The sequence below is a fragment of the Lactobacillus panisapium genome (assembly GCF_019469265.1).
In the GTDB taxonomy this organism is placed as follows: Bacteria; Bacillota; Bacilli; order Lactobacillales; family Lactobacillaceae; genus Lactobacillus; species Lactobacillus panisapium.
This window is the reverse complement of the sequence record NZ_CP048268.1, coordinates 1780809-1794661: the sequence shown is the minus strand read 5'-3', so window position 1 is coordinate 1794661 and position 13853 is coordinate 1780809. Positions and strand designations below refer to the sequence as shown.

The window sequence follows — 13853 nt, the reverse complement described above, 5'->3', positions numbered from 1 at the left end:
ATGCAAATACAAGTAAAGGAGAGAAAAAATGGACTTTTTAAGAACATTGGTTGTTATTGTAACTGAGCCATAAAAACATAAATTAATATTTCAACTTAAAGACGAACAAGTGGCTAACTTTCTAAGAAATTAGTTGCTAAGTCGTCATATATTTAGCTAGAACTTAGCAAAGATAGTTATTTAAATCATTCTTCCCCAAAAAGCATCCTCAATCGTTTAGATTGAGGATGTTTTTTTGTGCACTGCTTTTATGTATTTATCCAATTGGATAAAAAAGTCTATCTAAAACACCGTTTAAACAATAAATGCTTTTTGTGATAATTAAATCGTAAATTAATGAAAGCGCTTTTTATGATTTTACATTACTTTACAAAGGAGAAGCAATTATGGATAATCCGGCAATTAATGTTAATTCGGAAATCGGTAAATTGAAGACGGTTTTACTAAAAAGACCTGGTGCAGAAGTTGAAAATATTACACCAGATACGATGGAACGGCTTTTGTTTGACGATATTCCTTTTTTAAAAATCGCTCAGAAAGAGCATGACTATTTTGCTGAAACATTAAGAAAAAATGGTGTGGAAACATTATATATTGATGACCTTGCAGTTGAGGCGCTCTCAGAAGATGACGATATTAAAGAAAAGTTCTTAGAACAGTATCTTGACGAACACGGCTATGGCTCAGGAACCACGCATGATGTTTTGCATGAATATCTGACAGATTTAGAAACTAAAGATATGGTTGAAAAGCTTTACAGCGGTGTTCGGCGCAATGAAGTTGATTTGGATGTTAAACACGAATCACTTCATGACTTAGCAGGTAGCGACGCTAGCGATCCGTTCCTACTTGATCCACTGCCTAATGCATATTTCACACGTGATCCACAAGCATCAATTGGTTCAGGCATTACTATTAACCGCATGACATTTGCTGCTCGGCGCCCTGAATCATTGTTTACCGAATTTGTGATGAAATATCATCCTCGCTTTGCTGGCAAAGTAGATATTTGGCGTAGTCGTAATCACACCACTAGAATTGAAGGTGGGGACGAACTAGTCTTGAACGACCATGTTTTGGCTATTGGTGTTTCCCAACGGACCTCATCTAAGTCAGTAGAAGGCTTAGCTAAAGAACTCTTTACCAATAAAGATAGTCACTTCGATACCGTAGTGGCAATTGAGATTCCACATAATCATGCAATGATGCACCTAGATACGGTCTTCACGATGGTTAACACAGATCAATTTACTGTTTTCCCAGGCATCATGGACGAAGCTGGCAAAATGAATATTTTTGTTTTGACACCTGGTGATAACGGTGAAGTAAGAATGGAACATCACACCGACTTGGGCGAAACTCTGAAACAAGTTTTGCATTTATCAGAACTAGATCTGATTTTAACTGGTAACGGTGATGACATTGTGGCTCCGCGTGAGCAATGGAATGACGGTTCAAACACGCTGACAATTGCTCCGGGTGAAGTAGTTACCTACAACCGTAATTATGTCAGCAACGAAATGCTGAGAAAGCATGACATTCTGGTTCACGAAGTTATTTCAAGCGAATTATCACGCGGTCGTGGCGGCCCTCGTTGTATGTCACAACCATTATGGCGTGAAGATTTATAACTAATTCAAAAAAGAGAGTAAAGAGGTTTATCAATGGCAATTAACTCAGTATTTCAAGGTCGTTCATTATTAGCGGAAAAAGATTTTACCCCAGGTGAAATTCAATATTTAGTCGATTTTGGTCTTCATTTAAAGACATTGCAGCACAATAATATTCCGCACCGCTATTTGGAAGGCAAGAACATTGCATTATTATTTGAAAAAACATCCACCAGAACACGTTCAGCTTTCACCACTGCGGCCATTGAATTAGGCGCACATCCAGAATATTTGGGTGCAAACGACATTCAATTAGGTAAAAAAGAATCCGTTGAAGATACAGCGATTGTTTTAGGAAAAATGTTTGACGGAATTGAGTTCAGAGGATTCAAGCAATCTGATGTTGAAGCTTTAGCCAAATATTCAGGTGTACCTGTTTGGAACGGCTTAACTGATCAGTGGCACCCAACACAAATGATTGCCGACTTTATGACCGTTAAAGAAAACTTTGGTCATTTACGTGGTTTGACTCTTTCATTTGTTGGTGATGGTCGCAACAATATGGCTAATTCGTTATTAGTTACTGGTGCCATGCTTGGTGTCAACATTCATATTGTTGCTCCGGAAGAACTCCACCCAGCTCAAGAAGTGGTTGATTTAGCTAATAAGTTTGCGGCTGAATCTGGTGCGCAATTATTGATTACTGCTGATATTGATGAAGGTGTCAAAGGCGCCAATGTTATCTACACCGATGTGTGGGTTTCAATGGGCGAATCTGATTGGGAAAATCGGGTTAAATTATTGAAGCCATATCAAGTCAACATGGAAATGATGAAGAAGACAGGCACGCCAAAGGACCAACTTATCTTTATGCATTGTTTGCCTGCTTTCCACGATACTAATACAGAATATGGTGAGGACGTTAAGAAACAATACGGTATTACCGAAATGGAAGTTACTGATGAGGTATTCAGAAGCGAGTATGCCCGTCAATTCGAAGAAGCAGAAAACCGCAAGCACTCAATTAAAGCGATTATGGCTGCTACGTTAGGTAATTTATTCATTCCAGCTGTACCTGAACTTGAACAAGCAGGAGAAAATGATGGCTGATTCCAAAGAAAATGGTATTGCCCTGCCGGCCCTAGTTGCCTTAGTTGTTAGTTCCGCAATTGGGTCAGGAATTTTCGATTTACCGTCAACACTAGCTCAAGCAGCTACTCCAGGAGCAGCATTAATTGCTTGGGTGATTACGGGAATTGGAATTTTGATGCTGGCACTGTGTTTAAATCATTTAGTTTTGAATAAACCTGAATTAACTGGTGTATCAGACTATGCTCGTGCCGGATTTGGTGACTTTGTTGGCTTTATTTCAGGCTGGGGCTACTGGCTTTCAGCTTGGCTAGGCAATGTTGCTTTTGCCACAATGCTCATGTCATCGTTTGGTTACTTTTTCCCTTCATTAAAATCGGGTAATAGTGTTAGTGCAATTATCTTTGCTTCACTAATTTCGTGGGCATTGACAATCTTGGTTACCCGGGGAATTGAATCTGCTGCAATCATTAACGCAATCGTAACCGTTACTAAAATGATTCCAATTTTTGCTTTCATTGTGATCGCAATCATCAACTTCAAGGCCGGCGTTTTTACTAGCCACTTTTGGGCTAATATGTCCACCAATCTTCAGGGAAGCGTGACATATTCAAAGGCAACCGGTTCGGGTATTTTCGAGCAAATCAAGGGCTGTATGATGGTTATGATGTGGGTCTTTGTCGGTATTGAAGGGGCAACAACAATGGCTGCCCGGGCAAAGAAAAAATCAGATGCTGGTAAGGCAACAATCATCGGATTGATTTCACTCTTAAGTATCTATGTCGTAGTTTCAATCTTACCTTATGGTTATTTGCCACTAAGTAAATTGCAAACAATGCGGCACCCAGTATTACTTTACTTATTTAAAGAAATGACTGGACCAATTGGTGGGGCCTTCATTGCAATTGGTTTAATTATTTCGATTTTAGGTGCATGGCTTTCTTGGACAATGCTACCAGTTGAAGCGACGTCACTGATGGCGGAACAAGGACTTTTGCCCAAATGGTTTGGCAAGCTGAATAAACATCGTGCCCCTGCCAATTCCTTATGGCTAACCGAAATATTAATTCAACTCTTTCTAATAACCCTTTTATTTACTGATCAAGCATATAACTTTGCATACTCTTTATGTACATCTGCTATCGCTGTTTGCTATGCCTTGGTTGGTGCTTATCAATTGAAACTCGGTTTGCAACAAAAGGAATTAAAGGTCATTATTCCCGGCTTAATTGCCTTAGTTTTTGAAGTTCTTAGCATGATTTTTGCGGGACTGCAATTCTTGTGGCTATGCACTATTGCTTATGTAATAGGCTTTGTCCTGTACTACAAGGCACGTAAAGAAACGGGTAACAGTGTCGGCAAACTCGAATGGCTATTTATGGTTATTATTGCCGTATTAGCAATCGGGGCAATCGCTGCTTTGGCACTGGGTAAATTGAAGATATAAAAATTGGAGTTAATATGAAAAGAATTGTTGTTGCTTTGGGTGGAAATGCCATCCTGACTGATGATCCATCAGCACAAGCGCAGCAAGCCGCATTATTGAGAACAGCTAATTATTTAACTGACTTTATCGCTCAGGGCGATATTCAGTTAGTAATTACTCATGGAAATGGTCCACAAGTTGGCAATTTGTTATTGCAGGAACTTGCGGGTAGTTCAGAAAGTAATCCTGCGATGCCTCTTGATACAGTAGGCGCAATGACGCAGGGTGAAATTGGACTGTGGCTTGCCAACGCACTTGATATGAAAGCTGATGAACGTCAATTACCGGTAAAAATTATGACGATGCTGACTAGAACAGTGGTTGATGAACACGATAAAGCTTTTCAGAATCCGTCAAAACCAATCGGAGTTTTTTACCAAGAAAATGAAGTTAATGAAGTAAAAAAGGAACATCCGGATTGGCAGCTTGTCGAAGATGCTGGTCGCGGATTTAGACGGGTAGTTCCTTCACCAAAACCATTAAGTATTATGGAAGCTGATGCGATCAAGTCGCTGGTAGAAAAGGGCATGACACTAATTGCTGCTGGTGGCGGTGGTGTTCCCGTTATTAAATCTGGTGAGGAAATTCGCGGTGTTGAAGCGGTTATTGACAAGGACTTTTCTGCGGCTAAACTGGCTGAGCTAGTAGATGCCGATCAATTGATTATTTTGACCGCAGTGAAATATGTTGCAATAAACTATCACAAGCCATCACAAAGAGATTTGCATCAGGTTAAGGTTGCAGAAATGAAACAATTTCTTAGTGAAAATCAATTTGCACCTGGATCGATGAAACCTAAAGTAGAAGCTGCGATTTCATTTGTTGAAAAGTCGAATAAACCGGCTGTTATTACCTCACTAGACAATATCTCTTCGTACCTCAAAAATGGTGACGGAACAATTATTTTGCCAGACTAAAGTTTCATAAACATGTATAAATTTAAAGATGTTATAAGAGTTATATAGTGGCCTATTTGTAATTAGCAAGTCTAATGGATTAAATTATTATAGTATAAGTTTTATTTATACAAATCTAAATATACAATAGGAGAATAAGATATGCTTGATAAGTTTATGCATGAATGGCTATATGTATCTGACTACGATGTTCCTGTCGCAAACAATGGATTTGATGGCCGCGCAAAAATGAATGGAGTTGATTTGGATGTGAAATATCTTGCTATGGTTGTTTCTTCTGTTACCAACTTGCCCGAATGGCGTTTAGCGTTTGATCTTGACAAGAACAATCGGGTTTATGTAATGCGGCCTAAGCAAGAAAGTAAATTTTTAACTAGTTTACCCAAAGAAACCAGTGTTGGTATAGGTAAACGACATTTCGACCTATCTGGGAGTATTAAAGAGGCACTTTTTGCCTTATTGTTAAGTAATAAATTTGATTCAATTGTTCACTACGATGAAGTAGCCAATATGTATAGTATCGTTCATTCTTCACTGGACTATCCTGATGTCAGGAAAAAATTAAGCCAGTTAGATGAAGATACGCAACTAACTTTATGGCTATATACTAAAAAGCAGGCTACATTGTCTTCACTTGCCCATATTTTGATGGTTCACCCCAAAACAATTGAGTATCGCCTTGAAAAAATCAGACAGGCTACTCAGTTAAATCCTAAAGTAGGAATCGATTTATTACCTCTGACAGTTGCTTATCTAAAAGAAAAAACCGAAAATCTCGGCATTTTGGAAACAGAATTACAAAGCTTTTCTGATGATATGTTGCCACGAGATCGGACAATCTCAGTTAGTCTCGATTAGTAATTACTATCTATAAGTCAATTTGTTATGTAAAAATCTCCTTAAGAAAATAAGAAGCACATACCTGAAAGTAGCGGGTATGTGCTTTTTAAGTGCTAAAAATAAATAAGTAAAGACAATTTTTTTGTTTGCCGTAATATAGCAGATATGCTATATTGCATAAAAAGTTTCAAATTCAGTTCCAATAATAAAAAGTGATAACACACGGTTTCAAAAAGAAATCACAAAAAATGCCTAAGAAAGAATTAGACAAAGCACTGCTGCGCAGAAAGCTTTATGAACAAAAATATGGGGTGAAATAGTATGAGCTTTATTGATAATTACATTGAAAAAAGAATTGAACAGAATCCTAAGCTAGCCAAAGGATTTGCGCAAGAAGATTTTAATTTAAATGCTGGAGTAATAGTTCGCAAAATGCGGGATGATCTTAATATGACGCAAAAAGAATTTGCTAGCTATGTTGGTAAGTCGCAAGCAACAATCAGCCGTATCGAATCAGGTTCAATGAATGTTAGCGTGGGATTATTAAGCGAGATTGCTAATGCTGCCCACAGAAAAATCAAGCTGGTATTAGTTTGATAAATTAACTGAAAGGTAGAATAGAAAATCAATATTTAGCAAGAGCTGATTACTGTTTGTGTCATCTTAATTTTATTAGGTGGCATCAATTTATTAATGGTTAAACCGGCAGATTAATTTTTAAAAAGTAGGTCATTTTTTAGCGGATTCTAGTAATTTCGCCAGCATTAAATGACCGACTGCCTGTTTCAGTTTCCAAAATTAAGTTACCCATAGGTGTTAGGTCAACTGCGCGTCCTTGAATGGTGGTTTGACCCAATTGGAGGGTAACTTTTTTGTTTAAAAGCATCATATGTTTTTTATATTGGGGGAGGAAATCGCTGTGGATAAAATTGGGGATAAAAGAAAATAGGTGGTGGATTAAATTACTGATTAAATGACAAGTTTTTTCAGTGGTCGGCTGGGCAGTAAGCAAATTAGTCGCACCGGGTAACTCTTCGCTTAGATGAGTTTGAAAAAGGTTGCAGCCAATACCAATAATGGCAACGTGTGGAGCGGGACATTCAACCAGAATGCCCGCTATTTTTTTGCCCTGCCAGAAAAGATCATTAACCCATTTAAGCTCTGTTTCTATCTGTAATTCTTGTTTAATGGTTTCGTAAAGCTGCCAAGCAATGCCAGTGGTTAACAGGCCCTGATTTTGCCCGGTAAGTTGCGGCACTTTAATTACTAGTGATAGGTAGATTCCCCCTTGATTTGAGATGAAGGGGCGAGCATTTTTGCCATAACCACCAGTCTGCACGTCACTGCCAAACAGTTTGGGACCGTCATAACCATTTGCTAAGAAATCTTCTTTAGCAGCTAAATTAGTCGATTTGCATGTTTGCCACCAATTGATTTGCAATGGCAAATCTGCTAGCAACATTTTAAGGCTCTCTTTTTTTACGGCAGTACTAGTTTGTTCATTACACATTTTGCTGATATTACCTCATTTAAAAATAATAGTTTGATTATCAAAGTATTTTAAGATTAAAAATTGACTTAAATTATTAAGATTTTAACCTAAAAAGCGCAAAATACAATATTTATTTGACTTTTTTCACTTAATACAATATCATACTTTCATAATTTATTTTGAAGTACAAAGTAAATAGGGAAGATGATAATTGTCGCTTTTAATTTTTAAGTTGTTCAATTTTACGAGTCAAAACGCGGAGACTAGCTGCTTTTTTGATTAGTATGAAAGAATCGAAAGTCGCAATTTAGTAATAACTATTAACTAAGGGGTGATGCTATTGGAAACAGATTTGAAAAGAATTAATAGCCTGTTAACAACGGTTTATTCCGATATCATGCGTGTAGAAGAACGTGAATTACGTAAGAGCGAATTTAAAGACATTTCAATTAGGGAACTGCATGCAATTGATGTCATTTCTATGTATGAGCATAAGACAAGCTCGCAAGTTGCTAGTGAATTAATGGTTACTGCCGGTTCATTATCAACAATGGTTAATAAGCTGGTACGCAAAGGCTATGTTATTCGGATTCACGGTGAAGATGATCGCAGAATTATTCGCCTAGGATTAACCAATCGCGGTCGTTTGATTTACCGAGCACACGACTCGTTTCACCGACACATGGTTAAGAAATTTATCGAAGGTTTTGATGAAGAGCAGATAGCCATTATTGAACGGGCTCTGCTTAATCTAAGGGCTTTTCTCGAATTTCCACCGCATATTGATAACAAGAAGGGGCATTAACCTGATGGGGTTAAAAATTACGCAAACAGCCAGCTATGTACCACCCCAAGTTGTCTCAAATGATGACTTGGCAGAGATAATGGACACTTCTGATGAATGGATTTCATCCCGCACTGGTATTAAACAGCGCCATGTTTCTCACGGTGAGCAGACTTCAGCTTTAGCTGTTAAGGTGGCGCAAAGTTTACTAAAAAAAGCGGCTGTTGCTGCTGATCAAATTGATTTTATCATTGTGGCTACAATGTCACCGGATTTTTTAACTCCCTCGACAGCTGCAATAGTGCAAGGAAAGATTCATGCCCAACATGCTTTAGCTTTTGACCTTAATTCCGCCTGCTCTGGGTTTATTTACGCCTTGGCCGTTGCGGATAAGTTGCTTGCTGGTCCTTATCACAGGGGGCTGGTCATTGGTGCAGAAGTTTTAACCAAGTTAGTTGACTGGCAAGATCGCTCTACTGCCGTGCTGTTTGGCGATGGTAGTGGTGGCGTACTTGTGGAAAAAGATGCCGCCACCGCGGGAATTATTGCTGAAGATTTGCGTGCATTTGGTGAACAGGCGGCGATTCTAACGGCCGGCTATCAGCCGACTGTTTCCGCCTTTAGCCAAGATAATACTGATCAGCATAAGCACTATTTGGAAATGCAGGGCCGCGATGTTTATACCTTCGCTACACATGAAGTGCCAAGCTCAATTAACCGGGTATTAACGCAGGCTAATTGGCAAAAAGATGATGTTGATTGGTATCTTTTGCATCAGGCCAATGGCCGCATCTTAACCGTAATTGCCAAACATCTTAATGAGCCAGTGGCTAAGTTTTTGAATAATGTTGCCCGTTACGGCAACACTTCGGCGGCTAGTGTGGCAATTTTGCTAGACGAATTTGTAACATCGGGTGATATTCAACCCGGCCAGAAATTAATTTTAAGCGGCTTTGGTGGCGGTCTGACGGTTGCCAGCATTGCACTGATTTTTTAACTAAAGAAATTAACAAAGGAAGTATACAAGATGACAGAACAAGAAATTTTTGAAAAGGTAAAAGAAATTATTGTTGCCCAAACCGGAGAAAGCGATGCTGCAGTGACGCCGCAAGCAAATATCAAGGATGACTTAAATGCCGATAGTCTGGATGTTTTTGAAGTAATTAATGAATTGGAAGACGAGTTTGACATCAAGATTGAAAGTGAAGATGGTATTCAGACCGTTCAAGATTTGGTTGATTTTGTGCAAAAACAGCTAGCTGCGAAAGAGGGTTAACTCATGGAATTAAGTCCATTAATGAAAAGTTTGGGACTTAACTATCCAATCTTTCAAGGCGGAATGGCTTGGGTTGCTGATGGTAAGTTGGCTGCCAGTGTTTCCAGTGCTGGTGGCCTAGGAATTATTGGTGCCGGCAATGCACCAGGCGATGTTGTAGCGGCAGAAATCGAGCGGGCAAAGTCGTTAACTGACCGTCCTTTTGGAGTCAATGTCATGTTGCTATCACCATATGCCGATGATGTGGTTGACGTAATCTTAGCCAATAAGGACAAAGTTGCCGTTGTCACTACTGGTGCCGGCAATCCTTCCAAGTATTTATCCGAATTTAAAAAAGCACAGATTAAGGTAATTCCTGTTGTCGGTTCAGTAGCACTTGCGCGAATGATGGAGCGCATTGGTGCTGATGCTGTCATTGCGGAAGGGATGGAATCCGGCGGTCATATTGGTAAATTGACAACGATGGCGCTGGTTCCACAAGTGGTAGATGCCGTGGAAATTCCGGTAATTGCTGCTGGTGGTATTGGTGATGGCCGCGGTCTTGCAGCTGCATTTATGTTAGGTGCACAAGGTGTTCAAATGGGTACCCGCTTTTTAGTTGCGAAAGAATCAAAGATTCATCCGAATTATAAAAAAGCTGTCTTGCGTGCTAAAGATGCCAGTACGATGGTAACCGGCGAATATGCCGGTCATCCTTCGCGCGTTTTGAAAAACAAGATGGCAAAGGACTATATCAAGCTGGAAAAAGAAGAAGCATTGCAGCCTGAGCCCGATTTTGCCAAATTAGAAGAGATGGGAAGCGGCAGTTTGCGCCGGGCAGTCATCGACGGGGATCCGGATACCGGTTCATTTATGGCCGGTGAAATTTCCGGCATGGTGCATGAAGAACAACCAGCTGCGGAGATTTTGGCTGAAGTAGCTGAACAAGCAGAAAAACTATTGACTGGCGGTCGTTAAGCAATGATTGGATTACTATTTAGTGGACAAGGAGCACAAAAAACCGGGCTTACGCTAGATTTATATCAATCAGTACCGCATTATCGTCAGTTGATTGATCAGGCCAGCAATATTTTGCAGTTTGACTTACCTGATCTACTTTATGATCAGGAACAAGCACAGCGATTGGCGGCAACTGAATATGCACAGCCAGCTATCTTAGCAGTGAGTTATGCACTTAACCAAGTATTGCAGGATAGCGTAGATATACCTGCTTTTGGCATTGGTCTTAGTTTAGGCGAATACAGTGCACTTGCGAGTGCGCATAACATTGATTTTGTTTCAGCTTTGCGGCTTATCCAAAAACGCGGCGAACTAATGGGAAAAGCAAGCAAGCAACATCCTGGTGTGATGGTGGCCGTGATGAAAAGTTCGCTACCTAAAATTAAGACGGTTTTAGCAACTGTCCAAGATTTAGGAGAAATCGGCATTGCTAACGTTAATACCCCAAAGCAAGTGGTAATTGGCGGGGCGGAAAAGCCTGTCACCAAGGCATGTAGTGAGTTAACTGCTCAGGGTGCGCGGGTAGTGCCGCTGCGGGTTAGCGGAGCTTTTCACACTCCGTTAATGCAGTCGATTCAGTCAGATCTTAATGCCGAATTAAGGCAAGTTAACTGGCAAAAAGGGCGCTTTCCGGTATACAGTACAACGACGCAAACAGAATTTACGCCCGCGAATTTGACGACAAATTTAACTAATCAGCTAGTGAGTTCAACTTATTTTGCTAAGACATTAATGCAGCACCAAGATAAATTAACCGCGGTAGTCGAGCTTGGTCCCGGTCAAACTTTACTGTCTTTTGCCCGTAAAGTGGTTGTTGGTGTGCCAACTTACCGCACGGATAGTTGTGCTGACATGCAAGCTGCAGTTAGTGCATTGGAGGCAATGAAATAATGGATTTAAAAGATAAAGTTGTTTTGATAACAGGCAGCTCACGCGGCATTGGTCTGGCTATCGCACAAGCTTTTGCGCAAAATCATGCCAAGATTGTTTTAAATGCGCGTAAACCGGTAGCACCAGCAATCATTACAGAACTAAAAAAATATGGTAATGATGTAATTGATCTTAGCGCCGATATAACGGATGTCTCTGCTGTCAAAGAAATGATTGCCCAGATTTATGCCCAATTTAATCAGTTAGATGTCGTGGTTAATAATGCCGGAATTGTCAAGGATGGCTTGTTGAACCGAATGTCAGAAGAAGATTTTCAAAGCGTGATTGATACTAATCTGATTGGTACGTTTAATGTTATCAGACAAGCAGTCAGACCAATGTATAAGCAGCGCAGTGGTTGTTTTATCAATCTGGCAAGTGTAATTGGGTTGACCGGTAATATTGGGCAAGCAAATTATGCCGCCAGTAAGGCAGGAGTAATCGGCTTAACCAAGTCTGTTGCAAAAGAAGTTGCCATGCGTAACTTGCGGTGCAACGCGATTGCACCTGGAATGATTGCTACTCAGATGACCCAAAATCTTAGTTCTAAATTAGAGCAGCAGATAATTGACCAGATTCCACTTAAGCGTCTAGGCCAAGTGGAAGAAGTGGCGCAGGCGGCTATTTTCTTAGCTCAAAGTGATTATATAACCGGCCAAACAATTACCGTCGATGGCGGTTTAACCATGCAGTAAAGGAGAGGCTATGACAAGAGTAGTAGTTACGGGAATGGGAGCTCTAACTCCCATTGGTAATGATTTAGCCAGCTTTCAAGCAGGTTTAAACAAGCAGCAAGTCGGTTTTGCGCCTATTTCCTATTTTGATGCCAGTTCTACTGGCGTAACCTTAGCTGGACAATTGAAGGATTTCGATCCTCTGAAGTATTTAGCTAAAAAAGATACGAGGCGGATGGATCGGTTTACGCAATATGCGATGTATGCAACGGCCGAAGCCATTCAGCAAGCTGGTATTAATGAAGCAAATACCAATAGTGAACGTCTGGGCGTTATTTGGGGTAGTGGCATTGGCGGCTTGACTACGATTCAAGAACAGGTAATCAAGTGGCATGATAAAGGTCTTGACCGGGTTTCACCGATGTTTATCCCAACGGCGATTGCAAATATGGCCGCTGGCAACATTTCAATTAAATACAACGCACAAGCAATCAGTACAACAATTGTTACGGCCTGCAGCTCAGCTACAAATGCAATTGGCGAAGCCTTTCGGCAAATAAAGGATGGACATGCTGATGTCATGATTACCGGCGGATCGGAATCAGCAATTAATGAAAGCGGCATTGCCGGTTTTGCGGCAATTACAACTTTGGCAACAGCAACAGATCCCCAAAGAGCCAGTATCCCGTTTGATCAGGACCGCTCTGGCTTTGTGATGGGTGAGGGTGCTGGTTCAATCATCCTTGAGTCACTGGAACATGCGCAAAAAAGGGGCGCTAAAATATGGGGCGAGATTGTTGGTTACGGAGTCAGTTCTGATGCTTACCATATTACATCGCCTGATCCTGCTGGTACGCAAGCGGCCCGCGCAATGAAGTTGGCGCTTACGGAAGGTAAAATTGCACCAGAACAGGTCGGCTATATTAATGCTCATGGTACAAGTACAAAGGCTAATGATATAGCTGAAGCAAAGGCAATTAACCAGGTCTTTGGAGCGGATAGCAATGTCCTCGTTTCAAGTACCAAGAGCATGACCGGTCACTTGCTAGGAGCTGCTGGTGCTGTTGAAGCTATTGCCACCATTTTGGCCCTTAATTCTGGTCAATTACCAGTTAATGTGGGGCTCAAGCAGCAAGATCCGCAGTGTGCAATCAATTTGGTTACTAAAAATAATTGCCACCAGCAGGTTGATTACGCCTTAAGTAATTCGTTTGGCTTTGGTGGTCATAACGGGGTAATTGCAATGAAAAGATGGGGTGATTAGATGAAATTTGCGGAAATTCAAGAATTAATCGCACAAATTGATCAAAGTGAAATTCAAAAGCTTGAGTTGGATTTTGAAGGTGGCCATATTTTAATTGATAAACGAGACATTGCTGACCAGCCGGTTCAGGTAACCGGCACAGGTGAAGAAGCTGCTAAGCAGCAGGAGCAAGCCAGCCCCGCACTGCCGACAGCTTCAGCCAAGGCTGTCCCTGAATCTGCTAAACAAGCTACTGAGGTAAAAGCTAATACAGTGCAAGTTAAGGCGCCACTGGTCGGCATCGTCTATTTGCAGCCAAGTCCCGATAAACCGCAATATAAAAAAGTTGGCGATCATGTTCAAAAGGGCGAAGTTGTTTGCTTGATTGAAGCGATGAAAATGATGACTGAGATCAAAAGCACTAGCAGTGGAACAATTACTGAAATCTTGGTGGCTAATGAAGAAGTGGTTGAGTACGATCAACCATTGATGACGATTATTCCTGATTAAAGG

16 protein-coding genes are annotated in these 13853 nt (G+C 40.6%); 15 read left to right on the top strand and 1 reads right to left on the bottom strand.

All coding sequences use genetic code 11. From position 1 onward, the window contains the following. Positions 1–386 precede the first annotated feature (386 nt). From arcA to GYM71_RS08490, 7 genes are all read left to right on the top strand, one after another. Positions 387–1631, top strand: a complete 1245-nt coding sequence (gene arcA, locus GYM71_RS08520; RefSeq protein WP_220220142.1) for an arginine deiminase — start codon at positions 387–389, stop codon at positions 1629–1631. Positions 1632–1664: 33 nt separating this feature from the next. Next, positions 1665–2720, top strand: a complete 1056-nt coding sequence (gene argF / locus GYM71_RS08515) for an ornithine carbamoyltransferase (protein ID WP_220220141.1) — start codon at positions 1665–1667, stop codon at positions 2718–2720. After that, positions 2713–4146: an arginine-ornithine antiporter gene (gene arcD / locus GYM71_RS08510; protein WP_220220140.1), complete on the top strand. Its 1434-nt coding sequence runs from the start codon at positions 2713–2715 to the stop codon at positions 4144–4146. Before argF ends, arcD begins: the two co-directional genes overlap by 8 nt. A gap of 14 nt (positions 4147–4160) precedes the next feature. Further along, on the top strand, positions 4161–5102 hold the full coding sequence (gene arcC / locus GYM71_RS08505) for a carbamate kinase (protein WP_220220139.1): 942 nt from the start codon (positions 4161–4163) through the stop codon (positions 5100–5102). Between the two features lie 141 nt (positions 5103–5243). Further along, positions 5244–5960 carry a helix-turn-helix domain-containing protein gene (locus GYM71_RS08500; RefSeq protein ID WP_220220138.1) on the top strand — a complete coding sequence of 239 codons (717 nt, stop codon included), beginning with the start codon at positions 5244–5246 and terminating at the stop codon, positions 5958–5960. A 194-nt stretch (positions 5961–6154) separates the two neighbouring features. Then, on the top strand, positions 6155–6262 hold the full coding sequence (locus tag GYM71_RS10460; protein ID WP_220220137.1) for a type II toxin-antitoxin system RelE/ParE family toxin: 108 nt from the start codon (positions 6155–6157) through the stop codon (positions 6260–6262). A gap of 1 nt (position 6263) precedes the next feature. Further along, the gene (locus GYM71_RS08490) at positions 6264–6539 is read left to right on the top strand and encodes a helix-turn-helix domain-containing protein (protein WP_220220136.1); all 276 of its coding nucleotides are present in this window, start codon (positions 6264–6266) and stop codon (positions 6537–6539) included. Positions 6540–6678: 139 nt separating this feature from the next. On the opposite strand, the gene GYM71_RS08485 is transcribed toward GYM71_RS08490, so the two are convergent. Beyond that, positions 6679–7404: a biotin--[acetyl-CoA-carboxylase] ligase gene (locus GYM71_RS08485; RefSeq protein ID WP_220220135.1), complete on the bottom strand. Its 726-nt coding sequence runs from the start codon at positions 7402–7404 to the stop codon at positions 6679–6681. A gap of 364 nt (positions 7405–7768) precedes the next feature. On the opposite strand from GYM71_RS08485, the gene GYM71_RS08480 reads away from it, so the two are divergent. Genes GYM71_RS08480 through accB form a run of 8 tightly spaced genes read left to right on the top strand, consistent with a single transcriptional unit; the run spans position 7769 to position 13850 of the window. Then, positions 7769–8239, top strand: a complete 471-nt coding sequence (locus GYM71_RS08480; RefSeq protein WP_174683348.1) for a MarR family winged helix-turn-helix transcriptional regulator — start codon at positions 7769–7771, stop codon at positions 8237–8239. Between the two features lie 4 nt (positions 8240–8243). Next, entirely contained in the window at positions 8244–9215 is a 972-nt protein-coding gene (locus GYM71_RS08475; RefSeq protein WP_419503948.1) for a beta-ketoacyl-ACP synthase III, read from the top strand. A 30-nt stretch (positions 9216–9245) separates the two neighbouring features. After that, the gene (locus GYM71_RS08470) at positions 9246–9494 is read left to right on the top strand and encodes an acyl carrier protein (RefSeq protein ID WP_103752288.1); all 249 of its coding nucleotides are present in this window, start codon (positions 9246–9248) and stop codon (positions 9492–9494) included. A 3-nt stretch (positions 9495–9497) separates the two neighbouring features. Then, positions 9498–10451, top strand: coding sequence for an enoyl-[acyl-carrier-protein] reductase FabK (gene fabK / locus GYM71_RS08465; protein ID WP_220220134.1), 954 nt, complete (start codon positions 9498–9500; stop codon positions 10449–10451). A 3-nt stretch (positions 10452–10454) separates the two neighbouring features. Continuing rightward, the gene (locus GYM71_RS08460) at positions 10455–11384 is read left to right on the top strand and encodes an ACP S-malonyltransferase (RefSeq protein ID WP_220220133.1); all 930 of its coding nucleotides are present in this window, start codon (positions 10455–10457) and stop codon (positions 11382–11384) included. Continuing rightward, complete coding sequence (gene fabG / locus GYM71_RS08455; protein WP_220220132.1) at positions 11384–12118, top strand: 3-oxoacyl-[acyl-carrier-protein] reductase; 735 nt, start codon at positions 11384–11386, stop codon at positions 12116–12118. The genes GYM71_RS08460 and fabG overlap by 1 nt, the downstream gene beginning before the upstream one ends. 10 nt (positions 12119–12128) lie before the next feature. After that, a complete protein-coding gene (gene fabF / locus GYM71_RS08450; protein WP_220220131.1) occupies positions 12129–13361 on the top strand; it encodes a beta-ketoacyl-ACP synthase II in 1233 nt (410 codons plus the stop codon). Continuing rightward, positions 13362–13850, top strand: coding sequence for an acetyl-CoA carboxylase biotin carboxyl carrier protein (gene accB / locus GYM71_RS08445; RefSeq protein ID WP_220220130.1), 489 nt, complete (start codon positions 13362–13364; stop codon positions 13848–13850). Positions 13851–13853: the final 3 nt, after the last annotated feature.